Consider the following 23,789-nt stretch of genomic DNA (forward strand, 5'->3'; position numbering starts at 1 on the left):
CGCCCCACCTCCCACCTTGACCTCCGGCCCTACTCCGACGGAGTAGTGCGGGAGGCCAGGTGCAGTGCGAGGCGCTCGTCCGGGTTGGTGAGGTCGACGCCGAGGAGGTGCTGGATCTTCTGGACTCGGGCGGCTGCGGTGTTGCGGTGGATACCCAGCACAGCGGCTGTTTCGGCGACTGAAGACTCCGTGTCGAGGTAGACGGCCAGTGTGGTGACCAGGTCGCCGGGCTGGTCCTTGATCGGGGCAAGCAGGGCCTGTGCAGCCGGCTGGAACGTGTCGGTCCGCGTCCACGCCAGCAACAGCTGTGCCAGGCCAAGCCTGTCAACGTGCAGGAAACGTCCGGTCTCGGCCCGACCACGCGCCAGACCAGCGGCGTCACCAGCCTCGGCCAGTGTGGTGGGGATTCCGCTCGGACCAGCCTGCACGCGACCGACGCCGACGTACGCGTCGACTGTCTGCACCAGCCGCCGCTGCACTCGCCGGATGGCCGCGGCCTGCTCCTGCACCTCCGCCGAAGTCGGCTCGCTGACCGCGGTGATCCACGCGGACCACCCGTCGCCCTGCTCCACCACGACCGCCTGCAGTCCCTCAGCGTCGAACGCCTCCACCACGTCCGTACGCCGACCCGCAACGTCTACCTGGCCGTCGGCTCCGATCCGGATGCCCGTGTGCCAGCCGTCGAGCTGCCACCCCAGATCCACCGCACGGCGGCGGGTGGCCTCGGACGGCTCGCCATGGAGCAGTTCGCCAAGCAGCGACGTACGTTGCCGCGCATCCCGCTCCAGCTCCAAGCGCCGCAATGCCAACCGCTCCCCCACCGCCGGTGCGACCACACTCAGCACCTCAGGTACGGCGGCGACCTCGGCCGGCACCACTGCGGGCAAACGGGCCACCAACCAGCACACAGGCCCAACACCCAGCACAGCAACGGCAATCAGCACCGCACCGCTCGACAGATCCACCCGGTACGGCGCAGCCCATCCGATCGGCACCCTCGGCAACGCAGCGACCAGCGCGGTCCGCTCTTCGGGCTCCAGCGGCTCACCGGCCAGCGTGCCGCCGTCAGCGCCCGCAAGCGTGACAGGCCGTTCCAGTACGCCTGCCGTCGTCCGCAGTACCGAGGCCAGGTCACCGTTCGTACGGCGCAGTGCGGCGACCGCTCGCAGTACCAGGTCCGACCGCACTACCTCCGGCTCGGTTGTCACCCGGCGAAGGTGCTCGTGTGCGGCCAGCGGATCTGAACAGCCCAGGACCGGCAACTGCAACCGCTCGGCCAGCAGCTGCGCTCCGCGCCCTAGGGGCTCCACGCCGGCCAGCAGTACCGCTCCTGCTTTCGCAGCGGACGCTCGACTGATCAGAGCGTCGATCCGCCAGTCGGTGTGATCATTCGCCAGCAGTACGACGAGCAACTGGTTGTCCATCGGCTCTGGATGCACAGACACGTCCAGCGACACCCGAGACCCGGTCAGCCGCGGTCCAGGCTCCGCAGCGCCGCCCAGCACCACCACGTCGCGCCAGCCGGGTGATGCGAGCATCGCCGCCAGCGAAGGAGCCAGAATCACGAGGCCTCCAGCAACTGTGGTTCACACGCGAGCCCGAACGCCTTCGGCCCGACGTGGGTGATGCGGTCGCTGCGCCGCCACCACTCCGGGCCGGGGAGTGCGAGCACCAGGACCTCGTCGCCGGTACGGATGGCGTCTACGGCGATCGGTTGGAGACTGCGGCGATCCAGGAGGCAGAGCAGGTCCGGCGTGGTGACCGCAGGGGTGCCGTCGACCAGTGCGAGGAGGTATTCGTTCTCGGTCTCGATCCGGATGACTGCTCGGCTGGCAGAGTCGATCACGCAGACGCTGCCGCGCCCGAACGCCGCACCGCCGTCGGCAATCAGATGGCGGGCGACCTGCTCGACTCGGCCGCTCCCCAACAGGCGTCCGCCCAGGCCGTCGGCGATCACAGACGGCGTGGCTCCCGGCTTGAGGGCGGCGTGGGCTCGGCCGAGCGCCAACGCCCGCGTCAGACTCCCCTGGACCGCATCAGCGGCTGCAGCATCCACTGGAGTAGGCGCCAGCGCCAGGACTGCCCACCCGCCGGTGTGTGCCACGAAGCTGCGCACTGCGCGCTCCAGACCGCTCGCGTCGACGTTGTCCACGACGATCACCTGCCCGCTGGGCTCACTGAGCGCACAGGGTGTCAGCGAACGACCCGCCACCGCCCAGGAGAACTGGTCGAGCCGCGGCAACGCTCGGCCCATCAGATCGGCGTCCACGACCGGAAGGCCCAGATCCAGCGCGGCGATCAGTGGAGTGAGCCCGTTCAGCCCACCTGCTTCGAGTGGCATCAGCCCGGTGACGTCCGCACCGGCCCACCGGCTGACAGCCTGCACCGCCGTGTCGAACTCACCACCGCTCGGCAGCTTCTCCATCAGCACGCTGGTCGCCCCGACCACCCCGATCGGACTCACCAGCGCATCCGGCACGTCGGCAGCGTCCCGCAGTACCAGTTCGCCGTCACCCAGCCGCCGACGCAGCATCCGCCCGAACGATCCGGTATCGCCGCCACCGCCCGACCCAAGCAGCGTGACGCCGACAACCAGCGCTTCGAGATCCTGCGGCCTGACGACAGTCGTCATGGGGCGATCCTCGCACTGCGGACGCGCACCACTCATCAAACGCGCCAAACCGGCCGTCGCAGCCCCAGCCTGAGCGTGGGGGCGCGTGCGGCGCGAGGTTGGTGAGTGGTGGCCGTTCGGTTGGAATCTCGGCCCGCCGCGGAGGGGTCAGCACGGCGGGCCGAGAGTCAGATGGCGACCAGGTCGCCGCGGCGTTCGACCGGGTCGAACTCGACGTCCAGTCCGAAGCATGCCGGTCCGAAGACGGCCAGGGCCTCCGGTGTCCGCATCAGATCAGGTGTCGAGATACCGACCACAGTGACCCGCTGGCCGTATCGCAAACCCTCTGTGGTGATCGGCTCGGCCGTGTCCGCCTCCAGTACGCAGATCAGGTCCGGCACCGTGCACACCACTTCACCGTCGACCTCCGCGACCAGGTTCTCGTTCTGGAAGCGCAGTGCGAGCTCCGACGTCCCGTCGTACCCGGTGAACCGGGCCCGTCCCCGCGCGAAGCCCTCGAGGGTACGGCGCTCCACGTCGACCACCTTCCCGCGGAACAGCACCCGCAGGTGGTTGTAGAGCGTCGGCGCCAGCGCGGCCCGCAGAGCCTCGATCGGATCCCGGTGCGCCTCCCGCGCCTCCCGGACCGCGCGCCCGATCGACAACCCGAGCGACAGCGTCCGCGGTACAGCGGTCCGCTTCACCTCGGCGCCCGTCATCGAGTACTCCGCGATGTGCGCGACCCCGCCGAGCCGGATAGTGATCCCGCGCGCCAGCCACTCCATCTGCTTGTTGTCGGCGCCGCTGTCGATCACCACGGTCTCGTCGTGCTCCCCCGCGATCGCCATCGGCGACCCCGGTACGCCGTACACCGAGAACGTCTCCATCTGCAGCTCGGGGAAAGCCCGTCCCATGCCGTCGGCGTCGACGACCGGCAGACCGGTGCGGGCCGCGACGAGCAGCGGGATCATCGAGTTGATGCCGCCGCACTCGATCGGCATCGTCGCGTCGGCGGTCCGGCCGAGGTGCTTCTCGAGCGCACGCAGGGCGACGACCGGTTCGCTGCCGCGCGGGATCTTCTCCACGATCACGGTCGGCGCGCCCATCTGCGCGGTCGGGATGACGAACGCGTCGTCGTCCAACTCGTCCGGATCCAGGACTGTCACCGGCCCGTGCTCGCGGATCGCCTGCTCGACCAGCAGCCGTCCGATGAGCGGATCGCCGCCACCACCGGTCCCGAGGATCGCGGCGCCCCGGGCAAGGTCCCGGAGATGTTCGATGTCCAGTTGCCAGCTCATGCCCGTCCTCGCTTCGCTCCGCGCGGCCATGAGGCACGAATCGCGCTGTGCTTTCTGATTCGCTCGCTCCGCTCACTCATACGGTCTCCAGGGCCCGGATCGGGTCGAGGTCGTAGCCGAAGTACCGCGGGCCGACCAGCTCGATGCCTTCGGGCGAGTGCCAGCGTTCGTCGGCCGGCGCGGCGAGCACGCTGACGCGGTGGCCGTAGCGCAGCGCCTCGGTGGTGATCGGTTCGCCGGTCTCGGTGTCGAGCACGATGATCAGGTCCGGCGTGGTCGCCACGGCGCTCCCCTCCAGTTCGGCGACCAGGTGCTCGTTCTGGAACCGCAGCACCATCACGCGGCCGTTGGACGCGTCCAGTCCGTCGACGGTCGCGTCTCCGCGGGCGAAGCCGGTCGTCGTACGGCGCTGCACATCGACGACCTTGCCGACGTGCAGGAGCCGCCCGCCGAGTTCGTCGACCACGGCTGCGACCGGATCCGTGTGCTGACGCTGGGCCTGCTCGATCGCCCGACCGAGCGTGACGCACTTGCTGAGCGTCCCGGCGACGAACGCTCCGCGGAGCTCGGCACCGGTCATCGCGTACAGCGAGACGATCGCGGAGCAGCCCATGTCGATAGTCGCGGAGCGGGCCAGCCGTTCGGCCCACTCGTTGCTGATCGTGTCGAAGACGCCGCGGTTGCCCTTCTCGTCGACGATCGACATCGGGGTCGCCTCGATCCCGGCCAGCGTCGGCAGCACCATCTGCAGCTCGGGGAACGCGCGCCCCATCCCGTCACCGTCCACCAGCGGCAGGCCGAGCTGCGCGGCGGCGATCACCGGTACGGTCGAGTTCACCCCGCCGGCCTCGATACAGGCGAGGTGGGTCGGCGTCTTCCCGACGTACTTCGCGAGAGTCTGCACCGCGACGGAGATCTGGTCGGCCGACGGCAGCTTCTCCACCATCACCGTCGGCGCGCCCATCATTGCCACCGGCAACACGCAGGCGTCGTCCGGAAGGTCGCCGACGGCAACGATCTCCACCGGCCCATGCTCGCGCACGGCCTCCTGGGCCAGCAGCCGCCCGATGTGCGGGTCCCCGCCGCCCCCGGTGCCCAGCACGGCGGCACCGCGGGCAAGCGACCCCAGGTCTTCAGCACGAAGCTTCATCGCAACCACTCCACCTCGGATGCCAGACCACCGGCGCCATACCAAACCGTTTGGTATGGCTGGACGTGGCCGCCGTACCAAACCGTTTGGTATGGCGGCATGTCGGTGCTCACGACGCCTCCCCGAGGCGCAGGTCGCCGACCGCCTTGCAGCGGATGCGGGTCGCGTTGCCGGGCAGGTACGGGATCGGCACCTCGTCGAAGTCCACGATCCGCACGGCCGCGGGGTCGGCGCCGGCCGCGATCGCCCGGTCGACCGCCTCCTGCCGCGCCTCGTCCACCACCGCGTCGCGACGGCCGGGATCGATCGCGTACACCCGGTCGACCTCGCCGCCGACCTGGGCGATCGCGGCGCCGATCGCGTTCGCGACCGCGAAGTGATCCGGCCGGTGTACGGCGAGGCTGCCGGGCAGATCGTCCGGCAGCAGGATCGACCCACCGCCGACCGCCACCACCGGCAGCGGATCGGGCGACGTACGCATCCGCTCGACCGCGTCCGCGATGTCCGCCGCCACCCGGGCGAGGGCGGCCTTCACCAGCGTCGGGTCCAGATCGGCGACCGCAGCCGCGTCCCCGACCTCGGCCCGGCCGGCCGCGACCGCGATGTCCGTGGCAGTCAGCGTCTTGCCGCCGAAGACCAGCGCCTCCTCGGTCAGGCGGTATCCCACCGACCGCGGGCCGACGGTGACCGAGTCGTTGCCCGAGGCCACCAAGCTGCCGCCGCCGATGCCGATGCTGAGCACGTCGGGCATCCGGAAGTTCGTCCGGACCCCGGCCACGTCGACCTCGGTCGTCGCCTCCCGCGGGAAGCCATGCGTGAGTACGCCGACGTCGCTCGTCGTACCGCCGACGTCGATGACCGCGCAGGTGTCGAGCCCGGACAGCAGCGCCGCACCACGCATCGAGTTGGTCGGGCCGGACGCGAACGTGGCGACCGGGTACCGGCGGGCGAAGTCGACGTCCATCAAGGTCCCGTCGTTCTGGCTCAGGTAGAGCGGCGCGGAGATGCCGTGGCCGGCGACCGCGCCGGACAGGCCGTCCACGATGCTCGCGGCCAGCTCGCGGAGTGCGGCGTTGATGATGGTCGCGTTCTCCCGCTCCAGCAGGCCGATCCGGCCGATCTCGTGCGACAACGAGATCGCCACGTCGTCGCCGAGCTCGGAGCGTAGGATCTCCGCCGCGCGCAGCTCGAACTCGTTGCTCACCGGGGAGAACACCGACGAGATCGCCACCGACCGTACGCCGTGCTTCACCATGTCGCCCGCGTGCCGGCGCAGCTCGTCCTCGTCCAGCTCCGCGATGTGCCGGCCGTCGAACTCGTGACCGCCGTGCGCCAAGTAGCTCCGCCCGCTGATCGCCTCGACCAGCCGCTCCGGCCAGTCGACCAGCGGCGGCAGCGACGCGGTGGCCGGCAGCCCGAGCCGGAGCGCCGCCGTCGGGGCGAGCCGTCGCGCCTCGACCAGTGCGTTGATGAAGTGGGTGGTGCCGATCATCACGGCCTGGACCTGCGCCGGGTCGAAGGATCGCTCCGCCTGCAGCCGGTCCAGCGTGTCGATGATGCCGGCGGTCACGTCCGCACTGGTCGCCGACTTGTTGGCGGCCAGCACGCTCGTCCCGTCGAGAAGTACGGCGTCGGTGTTGGTGCCGCCGACATCGATGCCGATACGCATTCAGATCCTCCCAGGTTGTACGACGGTGCTGATCTCGGTCGGCTCGCTGTCCATGGTGCGGCTGATTCCGACGCCGCGGATCAGGCCGAGCCTGCCCGCCACGACGTACGCCGCGAAGCCGACGACGAGTGAGTTGATGCTGGGCAGGCCCCAGGCGACGTACTTGCCGATCAGCGCGGCGCCGACCCAGATCACGATCGTCGCCGGCACCCAGGTCGGCGCGGTCGCGGGCAGCGTGCCCGCCGCTCTGGTTGCCTCCAGGTCGGGGCGCCAGCGCTTCACCACGAAGTACTCCGCGACCATGATCCCGGCGATCGGCGGGAACGCGACGCCGAGCACGGTCAGGAACTCGGTGAACTTGTCCAGGATCCCGACGGCCGCGAGCACGCTGCCGAGGATGCCGACCACGAGCGTGACCACGGCCCGGTTGACGTGCCGGCCGAAGACGGTGCCGATGAAGTTCACGATGCCGAGGCCGGAGCTGTAGAGGTTCCAGTCGTTGATCTTGATCGTGCCGAGGATGATCACCAGCGTGCCGACCCAGCCGACCGACGAGGTGACGATCGTGATCACGTTCGCCGAGCCGACCGCGTGGGCGAGCAGTACGCCGACCAGGCCGATCACGTACTCGCCGAGCGTGATGCCGAGGACGGTCTGCTTGACCACGTCGCCGACGCTGCGGTTGAAGCGGGTCATGTCCGGCGTGATCACCGCCCCGACGATGAATCCGCCCGCGACGAGCGTCGTACCCTCGAGCAGGCTGAGGTGCGGGCCCGGCGGCGCGGCGTTGACCAGCGAGCCTAGGCTGTGGTCGGACAGTTCGCTGATGATCGACCAGCCGACGAGGACCAGGAAGGCCGGGACGGTCACGTACGCGACCCAGGCCATCGAGTGGAAGCCGCGCAGTACGACCAGCGTCACCGCGAGACCGAAGACGAGCGACCAGCCCCAGGTCGGGAGCACGCCGATCAGCTGGCTGAGACCGGCGGCGGACACCGCGGACTGGATCCCGAACCACCCGATCAGGCTGATGCCGATCGCGAGCCCGATCAGCGACGAGCCGGCCTGGCCGAACCCGGTCCAGCGCGCGATCACCGACGTCTGCAGACCTTCGCGGGCGCCGATCACGCCGATCAGGATCGCCACGAGTTCGAGGATCACCGCGCCGAGCGTGAGCGCCCAGAACGCGGTCCAGAAACTCATCCCGAACCCGAGCGTCGCACCGAGCAGGAACTGGCTGAGTGCCGAGATCTGCCCGAACCGCTGGGTCGCGACAGACCACCAGGAGTACCGCGCGTGCTCCGGGACCCGGGCAAGCGCGTAGTCGTCCGCACCTACAGATGTACCGGCCATGAAAACCTCCAGCCCTGGGATTTCATCGAACGTACGACTCCAGGCGGGCGGTCTCACCGTCCAGTGTGCACACTCAGCGGGTGTTGACTGTGCAACCAGCCCAGTTCAGGCGGCTCGCCAGTCAACTCGAAGGTCGTCCCGGTGTGCGATCTGCTCGATCCGGTGAGCTACTCGGGCGCCCTGCTGCTCCAGGACGGCGGCGTCGTCGGCCTGCACGCGGAGGATCAACTGGTCGGGCGTCGCCCGGATCGACCAGGTTGCCGGTCCGAGATCCACGACGAGCTCATCCTCGGACGTCGACAAGATCTTCAGGCCGCCGGGCCCGTGAGCCAGGTGGCTGGTCAGCTGAGCAAGGTACCGATCGGCACGAGGAGTGTCGAGGCGGGCTTCGAGTGCAGGCACATCAATCTCCTTTTTTCAAGACACTATGTCTCGACCATAGGCAGACTGTCCAGCTAGAATCCCACCATGCCGAAGTTGTGGAGCGACACCATCGCAACCCATCGCGAGTCTGTGCGGGAGGCTGTGCTGGACGCAGCGGCCGCGATGGTTGCCGATCGCGGGCTGACCGGGGTGACGATGGCCGAGGTCGCCCAGCGCGCCGGGGTCGGGCGGGCCACGCTCTACAAGTACTTCGCCGACGTCGACTCGATCCTGACCGCGTGGCACCAGCGTCAGGTCGCCGATCATCTGCTGCGGCTGTCCGACGTCTGGGAGCGGACGCGCAGCATCGACGACGTACTCGAGGCTTATGCGTTCGTCCGCCACGAACACCCGTCGTCGGAGGCGGCCGCTTCGCTGCACCGGTCCGAGCATGTGGCGCGGGCGCACGAGCATCTGGTCTCGTTCATCGCGGAGCGGCTGGGTGAGGTGCGCGACGACGTACCGGCTCGGGAGTTGGCGGCGTACTGCGTGCATGCGCTGGGCGCCGCAGGCGCCGTACCGTCGAAAGCGGCGGTACGGCGCCTGGTGGCGGTCGTGCTGTCCGGGCTACGCGGCGAGGCGGGCCGGTGAGAGGTTGAGGCGGCGGAGCAGCTGGGCGTTGAGGGCGACGACGATCGTGGAGATCGACATCAGCAGCGCGCCGACGGCCGGCGAGACGACGATGCCGGCGAAGGCGAGTACACCGGCGGCGAGCGGGACGGTGATGAGGTTGTAGCCGGTGGCCCAGATGAGGTTCTGCCACATCTTGCGGTAGCTGGCCTTGGACAGTTCGATCACCGACAGGACGGCGCGCGGGTCGTCGGCGGCGAGTACGACGCCGGCGGACTCGATCGCGACGTCCGTACCCGCGCCGATCGCGATGCCGAGCTCGGCGCGGGCCAGGGCCGGCGCATCGTTGACGCCATCGCCGACCATGGCGACCTTCAGTCCACGGCCCTGCAGCTCGGCGACCTTGGCGTCCTTGTCCTGCGGCAGTACCTCCGCGAACACCTCGTCGATCCCGAGCTCCTTCGCGACCGCCTCGGCGACCTGGTGCGCATCGCCGGTGATCATCGCGACCTTCACTCCGCGCGCGTGCAACGCGTCCACGGCCTGGCGGGATTCTTCGCGCACCTCGTCCTCGAGTGCGATAGCCCCCAGCACCTGCCCATCCCTCACGACATGCAGCACCGCTGCACCCCGCTCCTTCCACTCCGCAACCTCCGCGTCCAACTCGCGAGGGTCCTCCAACCCGGTCTCCCGCAGGTACGCCGGGCCGCCGACCGCGACCTCCGCGCCGTCGACGATCGCCTGCACACCTCGCCCGGTCAGCGACCGGAAGTCCGATGCCGCGACGCGTCGTACACCAACCGGAACCCGGTCGGCGTGCGCGCGAACGATCGCCTTCGCCAGCGGGTGTTCGCTGTCGGCCTCGACCGCGGCGGCCAGGCTCAGCAGGTCGTCGTAGTTGACGTTTGCGACGGCGGCGACTCCGGTGACGGCCGGCTCGCCCTTCGTCAGGGTGCCCGTCTTGTCGAACAGGACTGCGCCGATGGTCCGCATCCGCTCCAGTGCGAGGCGGTCCTTCACCAGTACGCCGGCCTTTGCCGCGCGCTCCGTGGAGATCGCGATGACCAGCGGGATGGCGAGGCCGAGGGCGTGGGGGCAGGCGATCACCAGTACGGTCACCGTCCGCGTCACCGCCTCGTCGACCTTCCCGAGCAGGGCCCACACCACGAACGTGATCAGCCCAGCGATCGACGCGAAGTAGAACAGGAACGCGGCCGCCCGATCCGCCAACGCCTGCGCCCGCGACGACGACGCCTGCGCCTCGGCCACCAACCGCTGGATCCCAGCCAGCGCGGTGTCGTCGCCGACCGCGGTGATCTCGACTCTCAGAGCGTTGTCGGTGGCAACGGTCCCGGCGACAACTGCGTCACCCACGGCTCGCGACACCGGCCGCGACTCCCCGGTGATCATCGACTCGTCGACCTCGGCCTGCCCGTCGACGACGGTCCCGTCCGCCGGCACGCGGCCCCCGGATCGCACGAGCACGACGTCACCCGCCTGCAACTCATGCAACGACACCTCGACGACGCCGTCATCGGTGACCTTCTCCGCCGTGTCCGGCAGCAGCGCCGCCAGCGCGTCGAGCGCACCGGACGCGGCACCGAGCGCGCGCATCTCCAGCCAATGCCCGAGCAGCATGATCACGATCAGCAGCGCGAGCTCCCACCAGAAGTCCAGATCGAACCCGCCAAGCCCCAACGTCGTCACCCACGACGCCACGAACGCAACCGCGATCGCCATCGAGATCAGCAGCATCATCCCCGGACGGCGCGATTTCAGCTCACTCCAACCGCCGGTGAGGAACGGCTGCCCGCCGTACACAAAGATCGCGGTCCCCAACACCGGCGCAATCAGCCCGGCGCCGGGGAAATCCGGCCGCGTGTACCCCAGCAGATCCGCAAACATCCCACTGAAGAACACCACCGGCACAGCCAGCCCGAAACTAACCCAGAACCGATCCTTGAACTGCGCCGCATGATCCCCATGCCCACCGTGCTCATCCATACCCGAGAAGATACCCCCAGGGGGTATAAATCTTCAACCCCACCCCCACCTCAAGTCAGACACCCCAACCAAACGCGCCAACTCGACCCGAGCCGACCTCCAGCGCTGCGGCCCACGGCGCGGCGGCGTGCGGCCGGGCGACGGCGCGGCCGGGCGGCGGGGCGGCCGGGCGGCGGCGCGGCCGGGCGTGAGCGGCTGGCGGCAGGGCGGCGGGCGGCTGGGCGGCTGGGCAGCCGGGCGGCGGGCGACTGGCGGCGGCGCAGCCCGCCGCGTGGCGGGGCTGCCGGGGCTGCCGGGCCGGGGCAGCGGCTGGCGGTGGGCGGCGGGTCGGCTGGCCGCTGGCGGTGGGCGGCGGGGCGGCGGGGCGGCGGGCCATTGGCGGTGGGCGGCGGGTCGGCTGGCCGCTGGCGGTGGGCGGCGGGGCGGCGGGCCATTGGCGGTGGGCGGCTGACCGTTGGCGATGGGCGGCTGGCGGCGCGCGACGGGTGACGGGTGACGGCCACGCGTGGCGCAGCGCACGAGGGGACCCCCACCGAGCGAAGGCCTACGAAGGACGGCCCACAGCAGATCAGCAGACGGAGCCCGGCGTACGACCCAGCCAGCACGATCGCACCGGAGCGCCGGCACGACGGATCGGCCGCACGCCGGTACGCCGGAGCTGCGTACCGCGGGCCGCTCCACCGCCGCGGCGGGCGTGCACAGACGCTCGACTGCTCGGTGATGGCGCGCTCGTACGCGAGTCGTGGATTTCGGCTGCCCGAGACAACCCCGATCCACGACTCGCGCCGCAGGTCACCAACCAAGCGCCACGACTCGGCGCCACGCGGCGATACGCGGCGGGCCGCCGCCGCCTTAGACGACTGCGGTGGTGGCTACGGCGCACGTCGGGACGACCGAGGCCTCCCACGACGAAGTTGCCCCGGGCATGAACACCTCCTCGGGACTGTGAACAGGCTTTTTCCTGTGCCCAACCCCCACGGGTTGTTCACAGTCCCATCAACGCTCGGGTCCAGGGCCCGAACGGAATGAAGCCGTTGGCCAGCTCGCACCGAGCGGTGGAGGCGAGGCATGGCCGTCTCGCCGAGGACCAACGTGAGGACGACGGGCGCGTGGGCTGTCGTCCCACGGAGGCCGACGTACGACGAAACGACGTGCGACGTGCGACGTGCGGCGTGCGGCGTGCGGCGTGCGGCGTGCGGCGTGCGGCGAGCCGATGGCGGCCGGCCCCGGGACTGCGGCGGGGCGATTACACGGCGTACCCGACAGCCGACGACCTTGCGGCCCCGGGTCGGAACACCTCCTGGGGAGAGTGAACAGTCACCTCCTGGGACTGTGAACAGGCCTTTGCCCGTGCGCAGTCCTCATCGGGTATGCACAGTCCCCAGGAGGTGTTCACGGTCCCGTCGGCGTTCAGCTCCAGGGCCGAGAGGGGCGGAGCCGCGGGCAGTTCGTGGTGGTGGGTCTTGCCGGCGGCGGCGGCGGTGCGGCGCGCTACGAACGGGCGCAGGGCGGCCGTGCGACGGAGCGCGGCGTACTCCGGGCGCGCGTACTCCGGGCGCGCGTACTCCGGGCGCGCGCACGCCGGGCGCGCGTACCCCAGGCGCGCGTACGACAGGCGCGGTGTGTGCGGGGTCTACGCCGAAGGTCCGGAAAGTGGAGACGCCCGGCTGGGGTTGCCAGCCGGGCGCGGTGGAAGGGGGTTAGAGCGGCTCTATGTCGGTCAGCTCGGCCGGGGTTAGTTCTAGCCAGCGGGTGATGCCTATTTCGCGGAGGAAGGGGACGTCGTGGCTGGCTATTACCAGGGCTCCGTTGTAAGACGCCAGGGCGTCTTTTAGTTGGGCGACGCTGGAGAGGTCGAGGTTGTTGGTGGGCTCGTCGAGCATGAGGAGTTGGGGTGGGGGTTCGGCGAGTAGTAGTGCGGCGAGGGTGGCGCGGAAGCGTTCGCCGCCGGAGAGGGTGCTGACGAACTGGTCCGCTGCCCGGCCGCGGAACAGGAAGCGGGCGAGGCGGGAGCGGCGTTCCTGGTTCTCGGTGCTGGGGGCGAGTAGGGCCAGGTTGTCGACGACGGACAGGTCGTCGCGCAGCAGGTCGAGGCGCTGGGGCAGGTACCGGAACGGGACGACCGGCAGCTCCCCCGCCACGATCGACTGCAGCAGCGTCGTCTTGCCGGCGCCGTTCGGCCCGGTCAACGCGATCCGCTCCGGGCCGCGGATCTCCAGGTCGACGTGCGCGCCGGTCCGCAGTACGTGGTCCTCCAGCCGCAGCACGATGCGACCGGCGGGTACGGCGGTCTTCGGCAGGTCGACGCGGATCGTGTCGTCGTCGTGGACCTTCTCCTCCGCGTCGGCCAGTGCCTCCTGTGCGGAGTCGAGCCGCTCGGACTGCATCCCGATGTGCTTGCCCGCCGACACCTGCGCACCGCGTTTCAGGTTGCCGGCCACGATCTTCGGGATGCCGCCCTTCTCGAACGCCCGCTGACCGCGCGCCTGGCGCTGGTCCATCTTCATCCGCGCCTCGACCAGGTCGCGCTTCTGCTTGCGTACGTCGGCCTCGGCGGCCCGCAGCATCCGCTCGGCCGCCTCCTGCTCGACCGCGACGGCCTCCTCGTACGCCGACAGGTTGCCGCCGTACCAGGTGACCTCGCCCTTGCGAAGGTCGCCGATCTGGTCGACCCGGTCGAGCAGCTCCCGGTCGTGGCTGACGATCACCAGCGCGCCGCGGAACTGGTCGACGGCGTCGTACAGATGCCGTCGCGCCCGCAGGTCGAGGTTGTTCGTCGGCTCGTCGAGCAGCAGTACGTCGGGACGCCGCAGCAGCTCGGCAGCGAGTCCGAGCAGGATCGTCTCGCCGCCGGACAGCTCGCCGACCCTGCGGTCGAGGCCGATCGCGCCGAGACCGAGCTTGCCGAGCAGCGCCTCGGCGCGTTCGTCGACGTCCCAGTCGTCGCCGATGGTCGCGAAGTTCTCCTCCGAGGCGTCACCGGACTCGATCGCGACGATCGCGCGTCGTACGGCGTCGATCCCGAGCGCCTGGTCGACGCGTAGCGACGTGTCGAGAGTGAGGTCCTGCGGCAGGTACCCGAGCTCGCCACTGACGCGGATCGCCCCACGTTGCGGGGTGAGGCGGCCGGCGATCAGCCTGAGCAGGGTCGACTTGCCGGCGCCGTTGCGGCCGACCAGGCCGGAGCGGACCGGACCGGCGACGAAGGTCAGGCCGTCGAACAGCACCTCGCCATCAGGCCAGGCGAAGAAGAGGTCGGTACAGGACAGGGAAAAGCTCATGAGCGTCGGACTCCCAACGAGGTCTCGGACGAGACCGCACACCAGAGCGGTGGCGATCAATCGGCTGAAGAGAAGACCTCGGAGCTACAACGCGGACCCCTGACGTCGGGAATGGGACATGCACCAGGATACGGGCCGCCCCACGGCCCATCAACCATTTTCCGAAAGCTTGCGCCGGGCAACGATCACCAGATCGACGAGGGCGACCACCGCGAGCGCCCCGAACGCGATCACCCACCCGGCCGGCAGGTCGTACACGGCGGCGAGCACAGCGGCCGCGATCCACAGGCACAGACCGAAGCACGCCAGCACGGTCCTCAGCGTCAGCGCACTGCGAGGCGGCGGCGGTTCGAACGCCATACCTGGCTTGTACCCACTACGGGCCTTTACCCACTACGGGGCCTTGCGTAGCCAGGTTTCGACGCCGGCGATGTGGGCGGTCATCCAGGCACGAGCGGCCTCGGCGTCGCCGATCTCGATCGCGTCGAGGATCGCGGCGTGCTCCGCGAGGGTGCGTTGGACCGCGCCGGCCTGGGTCACACCACGCCAGATCCGGGCCCGCTGGGTCGCGCCGGAGATGCCGTCGAGCAGCGAGCAGACCACCTGGTTCCCGGTCGCCTCGGCGATGGCGCGGTGGAACCGCAGGTCGTTCGCGACCAGTTCCTCCACGTTCGCGTCCGGCGCGAGGTCGCTGGTCAGCAGCCGGAGCTCGGTCACCTGGTCCGGGCTGATCCGGGTGGCGGCCAGTGCGGCGACGCCCGGTTCGAGCAAGCGTCGTACCTCGAAGAACTGCAGCACCGAGTCGTCGCGATGCAGGTCGACCATGAAGTTGAGCGCGTCGAGCAGATGCGCCGAATCCAGACTGCTCACGTACGTGCCGTCGCCGTGCCGGACGTCCAGCACGTTGACCAACGTGAGCGCCTTCACCGCCTCGCGCAGCGAGTTCCGCGACAGCCCCAGCCGGGCGGCGAGATCCGCCTCCTTCGGCAGCCGATCCCCCGGACCCAGTTCCCCCGAGGTGATCATCCCTTTGATCTTGACGATCGCCTCATCCGTCAACGCCATCCCGTCAGTATGCCGGTCGGCGAGCTGGGCATGTGAGGGGTTGGCCCCCGAGTTGGTGGGTTGGCCCCCCGCACACCGACGCACAACCCACAAGCTCAGGGGTCAACCCCTCAGGTGGCCCGGAGCAGGTGACGCGGAGCAGGGGGCGCGGAGCAGGGGGCGCGGAGCAGGTGCGCGGAGCAGGGGGCTCGGCGTTAGCATCCGGGGATGGGGTGGGCGGCGGGGTATTCGGGCAAGCCGGTGGCTGCCAAGCTCGGGATCAAGGCGGAGCATCTCGTGCTGCTCGACAACGCGCCGGACGGCTTCGCGATCGAAGGACTTCCGGCCGGTACGACGGTTGGGCGCCGAGCCGGACAGACGCCGTACGACGTGGTGCTGATGTTCTGCCCGGACCGTGCCCGGCTCGCGAAGCGGCTGCCCGTGCTGCTCGGGAAGACGGTCCCGGCCGGGATGATCTGGGCGGCCTGGCCGAAGCGATCGTCCGGCGTCGCGACCGACCTCGACGAGAACGGCATCCGCGAGCTCGCCCTCCCGCTGGGTGTCGTCGACGTGAAGGTCTGCGCGATCGACGCAACCTGGTCGGGCCTCAAGCTGGTACGCCGCCTGACCAACCGCTGAGTCAGCCCAGCTCCTCGGCCAGCGCGACGAGGATGCCCTCCGGACCGCGGAGGTAGCACATCCGGAAGCTGTCGCCGATGTCCGTCACCTCGCCGACCAGCTCGGCCCCTTTGGCCTGCAGGCGGGTCAGCACGTCCGCGATGTCGTCGACGGCGAACAGCAGCCGGCGGATGCCGAGCGCGTTGACCGGTGCGACGGCCGGCTCGAGCGCGATCGCCGTCGGCCGCTCGTACTGCATCAGCTCGAGCCTGCTGTGGCCGTCCGGAGTACGCATCATCGCGACGGTCACGCGGTGGTTGTCGAGACCCATGATCCGGTCCGCCCACTCGTCCTCGACCGTCATCCGCCCTTCCTGCTCCAGACCGAGCTCGACGAAGAACGCGACCGCGGCGTCGAGGTCCTCGAGCACGATGCTGACATTGTCCATTCGCTTGACCGCCATGGCGGCGAGGATAGAGGTATGGACCGGTCAGGCCAGTCGGACTCAACTGGACTGATTTGGAGCGTGACGTTGGCCACACCTTTGCGCGGTTGTGATCATCACCGGGGCGAGTGGACAACTGCATACAGTGGGCAGCCACGCTCAGCGGGCCCCGCAAGCGGCACCGGAGCCCAGGCCGGAAAGCCACATCTGCAAGGCGTCCGGGAGCCGCTGCCGTTGCTCTCCGCACCAGTAGGTGGTGAGAGGACGGCGTGTGGCCTGAAACACCTTTGTGAGCAGTGTTTCAGGTGCCGGCGGATCGACCCGCCGGAGCCCGACCACTCGACACACTGGTCCGGTGGTCCCGGGCTGTGGAACTGGTCCCCCTGCTATTAGCCTTTGCTTGGGACACCACCCATAACATCTGAATTAACCGTGCTACCGGACCCGAAATCGGAAGAGGCGAACTGCCAAGTGGCCACCGAGCCATCAGACACCAACCCCCTAGCAGCCTTCGGTGCGAACGAATGGCTGGTCGACGAGCTGTACGAGAAGTACCAGCAGGACCCGAATTCGGTGGATCCGGCGTGGCTCGACTTCTTCAAGACGTACAACCCCGATGGCGACGCGAAGCCGGTGACGACGACCCCGGCCGACGCTCCCCGGTCGGACGCTCCCCGGCCCGACGCGGTGTCCGACAACAAGACGCCCGAGGCGCCGAGCCGCGGCACCGCGCCGACCGTGCCCGCCTCGAACGCTCCCGCCGCCGCGGCGGCGACGCAGTCCCCAGCCACCCAGTCCCCCGCAAAGCCCACCGCCGCGAAGCCCGCCCCCGCGAAGCCGGCCCCTGCGCAGGCCGCCGCGCCCCAGAAGGCAGCCCCGACCGGAGGCACGGCGAACCAGCCGACCGGCGCCCAGCCGAAGCCTGCGCAGCCCGCACAGACCGCGGCCGCGGCGGGCGACGACGCCGAGCGGAAGATCCTGCGCGGGGCCCCGGCCCGCACGGCGCAGAACATGGAGACCAGCCTCACGGTCCCCACCGCGACGAGCGTGCGGCAGGTGCCGGTCAAGCTGCTGATCGACAACCGCATCGTCATCAACAACCACCTCAAGCGCGCCCGCGGCGGCAAGGTGTCCTTCACCCACCTGATCGGCTGGGCGCTGGTGAAGGCGCTGAAGACGCTGCCGGAGATGAACGCGGCGTACGACGAGACCGACGGCAAGCCGACCCTCGTCAATCCGGCGCACATCAACCTCGGCCTGGCCATCGACATGCAGAAGCCGGACGGCACCCGGCAGCTGCTGGTGCCGTCGATCAAGGCCGCCGAGACGATGACGTTCGCCGACTTCTGGATGGCCTACGAGGACATCGTCCGCCGCGCCCGGGACAACAAGCTCGCGCTGCCCGACTTCCAGGGCACCACGATCAGCCTCACCAACCCCGGCACGATCGGCACGCAGCACTCGGTGCCGCGGCTGATGACCGGCCAGGGCTGCATCATCGGCGTGGGCGCGATGGAGTACCCGCCGGAGTACCAGGGTGCGGCCGACGAGACGATGGCCAAGCTCGCGGTCAGCAAGGTGATGACGCTGACCTCGACGTACGACCACCGGATCATCCAGGGCGCGCAGTCGGGTGAGTACCTGCGCCGCCTGCACCAGCTGCTGCTCGGCGCGGAGGGCTTCTACGACGAGATCTTCCAGTCGCTGCGGATCCCGTACGAGCCGATCCGCTGGGCCGCCGACCTCCCGCACAGCCACGAGGAGGACATCAGCAAGCAGGCCCGGATCCTCGAGCTGATCCACGCCTTCCGGGTCCGCGGCCACATCATGGCCGACACCGACCCGCTGGAGTACAAGCAGCGCAGCCACCCCGACCTCGACGTCGCGACCCACGGCCTGACCCTGTGGGACCTGGACCGCGAGTTCGCCACCGGCTCGTTCGGCGGCGACCGGCGGTTCATGAAGCTGCGCGAGATCCTCGGCATCCTGCGCGACTCCTACTGCCGGACCACCGGTATCGAGTACATGCACATCCAGGACCCCGAGCAGCGCAAGTGGCTGCAGGAGCGGGTCGAGCGGCCGCACACCAAGCCGCCGCGCGAGGAGCAGCTGCGGATCCTGGCCAAGCTGAACGAGGCCGAGGCGTTCGAGACCTTCCTGCAGACCAAGTACGTCGGTCAGCGGCGGTTCTCGCTCGAGGGCGGCGAGACCACCATCCCGCTGCTCGACGAGCTGTGCGAGGAGGCGGCCGGCGCCGGCCTGGAAGAGGTCGCGATCGGTATGGCCCACCGCGGCCGGCTGAACGTGCTGGCCAACATCGTCGGCAAGTCGTACGGCCAGATCTTCCGCGAGTTCGAGGGCAACATCGACCCGCGGACCGTGCAGGGCTCCGGCGACGTCAAGTACCACCTGGGCGCGGAGGGCGAGTTCGTCTCCGAGTTCGGCGACAAGATCAAGGTGTCGGTGGCGGCCAACCCGTCCCACCTGGAGACCGTCGACCCGGTGCTCGAGGGCATCGTCCGGGCCAAGCAGGACATCCTGGACCGCGGCGCCGCCTTCCCGGTGCTGCCGGTGCTCGTCCACGGTGACGCGGCCTTCGCCGGCCAGGGCGTCGTGGCCGAGACGCTGAACCTGTCCCAGCTGCGCGGGTACCGCACCGGCGGCACGATCCACGTGATCGTGAACAACCAGGTCGGCTTCACCACCTCGCCGGCCTCGTCCCGCTCGTCGATGTACTCCACCGACGTCGCGCGGATGGTGCAGGCGCCGATCTTCCACGTCAACGGCGACGACCCCGAGGCGTGCATCCGGGTCGCCGACCTGGCCTTCGAGTACCGGCAGGCGTTCAACAAGGACGTCGTCATCGACCTGGTCTGCTACCGCCGCCGCGGTCACAACGAGGGTGACGACCCGAGCTTCACGCAGCCGCTGATGTACGACCTGATCGAGCAGAAGCGGTCGGTCCGCAAGCTCTACACCGAGGCCCTGATCGGTCGTGGCGACATCACGATCGAAGAGGCCGAGCAGGCGATGATGGACTTCCAGCACCGGCTCGAGCGGGTCTTCGCCGAGGTCCGCGAGGCGAAGAGCCAGCCGGACACCCCGGCGCCGTACGTGACCGCCCCGGTGTACCCGGACAAGCCGGAAGGCCCGGACGCGACCGCGACCACGCCCGAGGTGCTGAAGAAGATCGCCGACGCGCACACCACGCTGCCGGCCGGCTTCACCGTGCACCCCAAGGTGATGCCGCAGCTGCAGCGCCGGGCGCACGCGATCACCGAGGGCCCGATCGATTGGGCCAGCGCGGAGATCACCGCCTTCGGCTCGCTGCTCCTCGAGGGCCGTCCGGTCCGGCTGGCTGGTCAGGACAGCCGCCGCGGGACGTTCGTGCAGCGGTTCGCCGCCGTCATCGACCGGGTCAACGGCCAGGACTACGTCCCCCTGCAGAACCTCGACGACGACCAGGCGAACTTCTACGTCTACGACTCGCTGCTGAGCGAGTACGCCGCCCTCGGCTTCGAGTACGGGTACTCCGTGGCACGCCCGGAGGCGCTGACCCTGTGGGAGGCGCAGTTCGGCGACTTCGTCAACGGCGCGCAGTCGGTCATCGACGAGTACATCTCGTCCGGTGAGGCGAAGTGGGGCCAGAAGTCCGGTGTCGTGCTGCTGCTGCCGCACGGCTACGAGGGCCAGGGCCCGGACCACACCTCGGCCCGGATCGAGCGGTTCCTGGCGCTGTGCGCGGAGAACGCGATGACCGTCGCGCAGCCGTCGACCCCGGCGTCGTACTTCCACCTGCTGCGCCGGCACACGCTCGGCGAGGAGCACAACCCGATGGTCGTGTTCACGCCGAAGCAGCTGCTGCGCCGCAAGGAGGCCGTGTCGCAGCCGGAGGAGCTGACCCACGGCACCTTCCGGCCGGTGATCCACGACGCCGAGGCGGACGCCGACCCGGCCACCGTCGAGCGGGTCGTCCTCGCCTCGGGCCGGATCGTGTACGACCTGCTGGCCGAGCGCAAGAAGGTCGAGCCGGACAAGATCAGCACCGCGATCCTCCGGGTCGAGCAGCTGTACCCGCTGCCGGCCGAGGAGATCGCGGCCGAGCTGGCGAAGTACCCGAACGCGACCGAGATCCGCTGGGTGCAGGACGAGCCGGCGAACCAGGGTCCGTGGCCGTTCATGGCGCTGAACCTGACCGAGCACCTGGGCGGCAAGCCGTTCTACCGGGTGTCCCGGCCGGCCATGGCCGCCCCGGCGGTCGGCTCGCACGGTGTCCACGGCACCGAGCAGACGACGCTGCTGAAGCAGGCGTTCAGCTGACGTGTACTTCACCGACCGCGGGATCGAGGAGCTCGAGAAGCGGCGTGGCGAGGAGGATGTCACGCTGGCCTTCGTGGCCGAACGGCTGCGCGAGTTCGTCGACCTGAACCCCGAGTTCGAGACGCCGATCGAGCGCTTCGCCACCTGGCTGGCTCGGCTGGACGACGAGGACGACTAGCAGGACGACTAGTAACCTGAGCGAATGCCCTTCGCCTCGCAGCCCGTACGCCGGGTTGCCGCGGCGGAGGGCATTCGTCCGTCCGGCCACTGGCCGCACACGATCCCCGCAGTACGCCAGCTCCTGACCGACGGCCTGGACCTCGAACCGGGCGTGACATTCCTCGTCGGCGAGAACGGCGCCGGCAAGTCGACGCTCGTCGAGGCGATCGCCGTCGCGTTCGGCCTGTCCCCCGAAGGCGGTTCGACCGGCGCGCGGCTGACCACCCGCGCAACCGAGTCACCGCTGGCCGACGATCTCCTGCTGACCCGCGGCGTCGGCGCCAAGCGGGCCGGCTTCTTCCTGCGTGCGGAGACGATGCACGGCTTCTACAGCTACCTCGAACGCAACCCGAAGACCTCCGGACCGCCCGAGCCCGTCTTCCACGAGATGAGCCACGGCGAGAGCTTCCTCAACCTCATCAACGACCGGTTCAGCCGACGCGGGTTCTACTGCCTCGACGAGCCCGAGTCCGCGCTCTCCTTCTCCAGCAGCCTCGCCGTGATCGGCGTGCTCAACCGTCTCGCCGAAAGCGGCTCACAGGTGCTGTGCGCGACGCACTCCCCCGTCATCGCGGCCTTGCCCGGCGCGGCGATCCTCGAGGTCGGCGAGTGGGGCATCCGGCGTACGACGTGGGAGGAGCTGGAGCTCGTGCAGAACTGGAAGGCCTACCTGCAAGCACCGCAGAGGTACCTGCGGCATGTGCTCTAGCCGGTGTGCGGCGGGCGGGTGCGGCGTGGTGGGTCTGGCGCGAGGGTGCCGTCGGGGGCGATGTGCTCGAAGATCTGGTCGACCAGGTTCAGCACGTGCGGGTCGTCCACGGTGTAGATGTGCCGCCGGCCCTCGCGGCGCGCGGTGATGATGCCGGCCAGCCGGAGCTTGCCGAGGTGCTGGCTCGCGGTGGCGATACTCACGCCGACGCGCTCCGCCAGGGTGCCGACGTCGTACTCCCCCTGCGCGGCCAGCGACACCAGGTGCAGCCGGACGGGCGCGGAGAGCATGGCGAAGGTGCCCGCGGCGGAATCGAGCTGAGCCTTCGTCGGTTCAGGGTTGGTCATCGCGCAGTCATTGTGACCGGTAGACCGGTCTGCGGACAGCTCGCCGGGCCGTCGTGACAACGGTCTCACACTTTCGCAATTGCGAAAGTATCGAAACGGTGGCAGGCTGGAACCATGTTCCGAGCCCTCCGCCCTGTGCTCTTGCTGCTCCTGGTGGCGATCCCCGCGGTCGCTCTCCGGGTCACCGGCACACACCCGCCGGCACTGGCCTCGATGCTGATCTTCGGCCTCGCCGTGGTCGCCGCGTCGTTCGTGCTCGCATGGGCGGCCGAGGCGGCGGAGATGGACATCTCGGGCGGTCTGGCGATCGCACTGCTGGCCGTCATCGCGGTCCTGCCGGAGTACGCGGTGGATCTGTACTTCGCCCACACCGCCGGCTCGAATCCGGCCTACGTGCAGTTCGCCGCGGCCAACATGACCGGGTCGAACCGGCTGCTCCTCGGCCTCGGCTGGTCGGCCGTCGTCCTCATCAGCCTGTACGTCGCTTCGCGGCGCAGCGGGCAATCGGTGAAGGCGCTGGTGCTCGAGTCCGGGTACCGCCGGGAGCTGGGCTTCCTCGCGGTCGCCGGAGTGGTCGCGTTCGTGATCCCGGTGACCGGCGAGATCCACCTGGTGCTCGGCATCCTGCTGCTCGCCTTCTTCGCCTATTACCTGTACCGGGCGGCCACGTCGGAGCACGACGACGAGCCCGACCTGATCGGCCCGGCGGCGACCATCGGCGGGTTGCCGAAGCTGCAGCGGCGGATCACCGTGACTGCGATGTTCCTGGTTTCGGCCGCTGTGATCCTGGCCGCAGCGGAGCCGTTCGCGGATTCGCTCGTCCAGGGTGGGCAGGCGCTGGGGATCGACCAGTTCCTGCTGGTCCAGTGGCTGGCGCCGCTGGCATCGGAGGCGCCGGAGTTCATCGTGGCGATCCTGTTCGCCTGGCGGGGCAAGGGCGCCGCGGCGCTCGGCCTGCTGATCTCGGCCAAGGTGAACCAGTGGACCCTGCTGATCGGCAGCCTCCCGATCGCGTACGGGATCGGCGGCGGCGGTGCCGCGCTGCACCTCGACGGTCGGCAGGTGGAGGAGTTCCTCCTCACCGCCACCCAGACGCTGCTGGGCATCGCGATCCTGCTGAACCTGCGCTTCCCGCGCTGGGCGGCCTGGACGCTGCTGGGCCTGTTCGCCGTCCAGTTCGCCGTGCCGGGACAGACCGGGCGGTACGTGATCAGCGCGGTCTACCTCGTGCTGGCGATCGGCGCGACGATCCACAACCGCGAGCAGGTACTGCGGACGCTCACCTCGCCGTTCCGCCGGACGGAACAGCCCGTCGACGCAGAACGCGCCGACGAGCTGATCAACGTCTAGCTGGCCTGCTGTTCCTCGACGACGGCCGGGCGGTTGCGGCGCTCCTGGGGCCCGGGTCGGCCGCGGCGGCGGCCGGAGAGGAACTTCTCGCCGGCGGCGGTGCCGGTGAACTTCGTCCGGCGGGCCCACTCCCGGCACTCCTCGATCACGGGGCACGAGGTCAGGCAGAGCGCCTGCGCCTTCCGCTGCTCCCAGGGCGTCGCGGTCTCGTCGTACGACGGCGCCTGTCCGACGCACGCGGCCTTCGTCATCCAGCGGTCGGCCGGATCGACGATCACCGTCACAGTAGGCCTCATGGGCTCATCGCTCCTCATCGATCGGGCGGATCGGTAGGAACAGCCTGAACCCGTCGCGTTGCCCCGGTGCGACGCCCGTGTT

Annotated in this window: 20 protein-coding genes; 6 read left to right on the forward strand and 14 right to left on the reverse strand. The window is 69.8% G+C overall.

The features are described 5' to 3' along the window. Positions 1 to 29: 29 nt before the first annotated feature. From ACIA58_RS34055 to ACIA58_RS34085, 7 genes are all read right to left on the reverse strand, one after another. Complete coding sequence (locus tag ACIA58_RS34055; protein WP_396407954.1) at positions 30 to 1,565, reverse strand: PucR family transcriptional regulator; 1,536 nt, start codon at positions 1,563 to 1,565, stop codon at positions 30 to 32. Next, entirely contained in the window at positions 1,562 to 2,632 is a 1,071-nt protein-coding gene (locus ACIA58_RS34060) for a DUF917 domain-containing protein (protein ID WP_396407955.1), read from the reverse strand. Before ACIA58_RS34060 ends, ACIA58_RS34055 begins: the two co-directional genes overlap by 4 nt. A 167-nt stretch (positions 2,633 to 2,799) precedes the next feature. Then, positions 2,800 to 3,909 (reverse strand): DUF917 domain-containing protein, encoded by a 1,110-nt coding sequence (locus tag ACIA58_RS34065; protein ID WP_396407956.1) that lies wholly within the window; start codon positions 3,907 to 3,909, stop codon positions 2,800 to 2,802. A 76-nt stretch (positions 3,910 to 3,985) separates the two neighbouring features. After that, entirely contained in the window at positions 3,986 to 5,059 is a 1,074-nt protein-coding gene (locus ACIA58_RS34070; RefSeq protein ID WP_396407957.1) for a DUF917 domain-containing protein, read from the reverse strand. Positions 5,060 to 5,168: 109 nt separating this feature from the next. Then, positions 5,169 to 6,728 (reverse strand): hydantoinase/oxoprolinase N-terminal domain-containing protein, encoded by a 1,560-nt coding sequence (locus ACIA58_RS34075; protein ID WP_396407958.1) that lies wholly within the window; start codon positions 6,726 to 6,728, stop codon positions 5,169 to 5,171. Further along, on the reverse strand, positions 6,729 to 8,081 hold the full coding sequence (locus ACIA58_RS34080; RefSeq protein WP_396407959.1) for a purine-cytosine permease family protein: 1,353 nt from the start codon (positions 8,079 to 8,081) through the stop codon (positions 6,729 to 6,731). Between the two features lie 105 nt (positions 8,082 to 8,186). Further along, on the reverse strand, positions 8,187 to 8,483 hold the full coding sequence (locus tag ACIA58_RS34085) for a DUF2218 domain-containing protein (RefSeq protein ID WP_396407960.1): 297 nt from the start codon (positions 8,481 to 8,483) through the stop codon (positions 8,187 to 8,189). A gap of 66 nt (positions 8,484 to 8,549) precedes the next feature. Between ACIA58_RS34085 and ACIA58_RS34090 the strand changes: the two genes are divergently transcribed. Continuing rightward, positions 8,550 to 9,095, forward strand: a complete 546-nt coding sequence (locus ACIA58_RS34090) for a TetR/AcrR family transcriptional regulator (RefSeq protein WP_396407961.1) — start codon at positions 8,550 to 8,552, stop codon at positions 9,093 to 9,095. Here ACIA58_RS34090 and ACIA58_RS34095 read toward each other — a convergent pair. From ACIA58_RS34095 to ACIA58_RS34110, 4 genes are all read right to left on the reverse strand, one after another. Then, positions 9,072 to 11,078, reverse strand: coding sequence for a copper-translocating P-type ATPase (locus tag ACIA58_RS34095; protein WP_396407962.1), 2,007 nt, complete (start codon positions 11,076 to 11,078; stop codon positions 9,072 to 9,074). The two genes, ACIA58_RS34090 and ACIA58_RS34095, sit on opposite strands and share 24 nt — an antisense overlap. A gap of 1,700 nt (positions 11,079 to 12,778) precedes the next feature. Further along, a complete protein-coding gene (locus ACIA58_RS34100) occupies positions 12,779 to 14,359 on the reverse strand; it encodes an ABC-F family ATP-binding cassette domain-containing protein (RefSeq protein WP_396407963.1) in 1,581 nt (526 codons plus the stop codon). Positions 14,360 to 14,509: 150 nt separating this feature from the next. Continuing rightward, on the reverse strand, positions 14,510 to 14,719 hold the full coding sequence (locus tag ACIA58_RS34105) for a DUF6343 family protein (RefSeq protein WP_396407964.1): 210 nt from the start codon (positions 14,717 to 14,719) through the stop codon (positions 14,510 to 14,512). Between the two features lie 33 nt (positions 14,720 to 14,752). Then, positions 14,753 to 15,424, reverse strand: coding sequence for a FadR/GntR family transcriptional regulator (locus tag ACIA58_RS34110; protein WP_396407965.1), 672 nt, complete (start codon positions 15,422 to 15,424; stop codon positions 14,753 to 14,755). A gap of 207 nt (positions 15,425 to 15,631) precedes the next feature. Between ACIA58_RS34110 and ACIA58_RS34115 the strand changes: the two genes are divergently transcribed. Further along, complete coding sequence (locus ACIA58_RS34115; RefSeq protein WP_396407966.1) at positions 15,632 to 16,042, forward strand: DUF3052 domain-containing protein; 411 nt, start codon at positions 15,632 to 15,634, stop codon at positions 16,040 to 16,042. A gap of 1 nt (position 16,043) precedes the next feature. On the opposite strand, the gene ACIA58_RS34120 is transcribed toward ACIA58_RS34115, so the two are convergent. Continuing rightward, positions 16,044 to 16,484, reverse strand: a complete 441-nt coding sequence (locus ACIA58_RS34120) for a VOC family protein (RefSeq protein WP_396407967.1) — start codon at positions 16,482 to 16,484, stop codon at positions 16,044 to 16,046. A 453-nt stretch (positions 16,485 to 16,937) separates the two neighbouring features. Here ACIA58_RS34120 and ACIA58_RS34125 point away from each other — a divergent pair, with 453 nt between their 5' ends. Genes ACIA58_RS34125 through ACIA58_RS34135 form a run of 3 tightly spaced genes read left to right on the forward strand, consistent with a single transcriptional unit; the run spans position 16,938 to position 21,714 of the window. Continuing rightward, a complete protein-coding gene (locus ACIA58_RS34125; RefSeq protein ID WP_396407968.1) occupies positions 16,938 to 20,786 on the forward strand; it encodes a multifunctional oxoglutarate decarboxylase/oxoglutarate dehydrogenase thiamine pyrophosphate-binding subunit/dihydrolipoyllysine-residue succinyltransferase subunit in 3,849 nt (1,282 codons plus the stop codon). Position 20,787: 1 nt separating this feature from the next. Beyond that, on the forward strand, positions 20,788 to 20,964 hold the full coding sequence (locus tag ACIA58_RS34130; protein WP_165546322.1) for a DUF6104 family protein: 177 nt from the start codon (positions 20,788 to 20,790) through the stop codon (positions 20,962 to 20,964). Between the two features lie 24 nt (positions 20,965 to 20,988). Continuing rightward, positions 20,989 to 21,714 carry an AAA family ATPase gene (locus tag ACIA58_RS34135; RefSeq protein WP_396407969.1) on the forward strand — a complete coding sequence of 242 codons (726 nt, stop codon included), beginning with the start codon at positions 20,989 to 20,991 and terminating at the stop codon, positions 21,712 to 21,714. On the opposite strand, the gene ACIA58_RS34140 is transcribed toward ACIA58_RS34135, so the two are convergent. Next, a complete protein-coding gene (locus ACIA58_RS34140) occupies positions 21,711 to 22,061 on the reverse strand; it encodes an ArsR/SmtB family transcription factor (protein ID WP_396407970.1) in 351 nt (116 codons plus the stop codon). The two genes, ACIA58_RS34135 and ACIA58_RS34140, sit on opposite strands and share 4 nt — an antisense overlap. Positions 22,062 to 22,175: 114 nt before the next feature. On the opposite strand from ACIA58_RS34140, the gene ACIA58_RS34145 reads away from it, so the two are divergent. Then, entirely contained in the window at positions 22,176 to 23,411 is a 1,236-nt protein-coding gene (locus ACIA58_RS34145; protein WP_396407971.1) for a sodium:proton exchanger, read from the forward strand. Here ACIA58_RS34145 and ACIA58_RS34150 read toward each other — a convergent pair. After that, positions 23,408 to 23,707 carry a WhiB family transcriptional regulator gene (locus tag ACIA58_RS34150; protein WP_396407972.1) on the reverse strand — a complete coding sequence of 100 codons (300 nt, stop codon included), beginning with the start codon at positions 23,705 to 23,707 and terminating at the stop codon, positions 23,408 to 23,410. The genes ACIA58_RS34145 and ACIA58_RS34150 overlap by 4 nt on opposite strands. Positions 23,708 to 23,789 lie beyond the last annotated feature (82 nt).

The organism is Kribbella sp. NPDC051586, assembly GCF_044453965.1.
GTDB lineage: Bacteria > Actinomycetota > Actinomycetes > Propionibacteriales > Kribbellaceae > Kribbella.

Bases quoted from the DNA above. Each gene is read 5' to 3' on its own strand.
- ACIA58_RS34080 (WP_396407959.1), bottom strand. From the start codon at position 8,081: ATGGCCGGTACATCTGTAGGTGCGGACGACTACGCGCTTGCCCGGGTC.
- ACIA58_RS34060 (WP_396407955.1), bottom strand. From the start codon at position 2,632: ATGACGACTGTCGTCAGGCCGCAGGATCTCGAAGCGCTGGTTGTCGGC.
- ACIA58_RS34075 (WP_396407958.1), bottom strand. From the start codon at position 6,728: ATGCGTATCGGCATCGATGTCGGCGGCACCAACACCGACGCCGTACTT.
- ACIA58_RS34090 (WP_396407961.1), top strand. From the start codon at position 8,550: ATGCCGAAGTTGTGGAGCGACACCATCGCAACCCATCGCGAGTCTGTG.
- ACIA58_RS34120 (WP_396407967.1), bottom strand. From the start codon at position 16,484: ATGGCGGTCAAGCGAATGGACAATGTCAGCATCGTGCTCGAGGACCTC.
- ACIA58_RS34140 (WP_396407970.1), bottom strand. From the start codon at position 22,061: ATGACCAACCCTGAACCGACGAAGGCTCAGCTCGATTCCGCCGCGGGC.
- ACIA58_RS34110 (WP_396407965.1), bottom strand. From the start codon at position 15,424: ATGGCGTTGACGGATGAGGCGATCGTCAAGATCAAAGGGATGATCACC.
- ACIA58_RS34115 (WP_396407966.1), top strand. From the start codon at position 15,632: ATGGGGTGGGCGGCGGGGTATTCGGGCAAGCCGGTGGCTGCCAAGCTC.
- ACIA58_RS34135 (WP_396407969.1), top strand. From the start codon at position 20,989: ATGCCCTTCGCCTCGCAGCCCGTACGCCGGGTTGCCGCGGCGGAGGGC.
- ACIA58_RS34070 (WP_396407957.1), bottom strand. From the start codon at position 5,059: ATGAAGCTTCGTGCTGAAGACCTGGGGTCGCTTGCCCGCGGTGCCGCC.
- ACIA58_RS34095 (WP_396407962.1), bottom strand. From the start codon at position 11,078: ATGGATGAGCACGGTGGGCATGGGGATCATGCGGCGCAGTTCAAGGAT.
- ACIA58_RS34065 (WP_396407956.1), bottom strand. From the start codon at position 3,909: ATGAGCTGGCAACTGGACATCGAACATCTCCGGGACCTTGCCCGGGGC.
- ACIA58_RS34150 (WP_396407972.1), bottom strand. From the start codon at position 23,707: ATGAGGCCTACTGTGACGGTGATCGTCGATCCGGCCGACCGCTGGATG.
- ACIA58_RS34100 (WP_396407963.1), bottom strand. From the start codon at position 14,359: ATGAGCTTTTCCCTGTCCTGTACCGACCTCTTCTTCGCCTGGCCTGAT.
- ACIA58_RS34105 (WP_396407964.1), bottom strand. From the start codon at position 14,719: ATGGCGTTCGAACCGCCGCCGCCTCGCAGTGCGCTGACGCTGAGGACC.
- ACIA58_RS34145 (WP_396407971.1), top strand. From the start codon at position 22,176: ATGTTCCGAGCCCTCCGCCCTGTGCTCTTGCTGCTCCTGGTGGCGATC.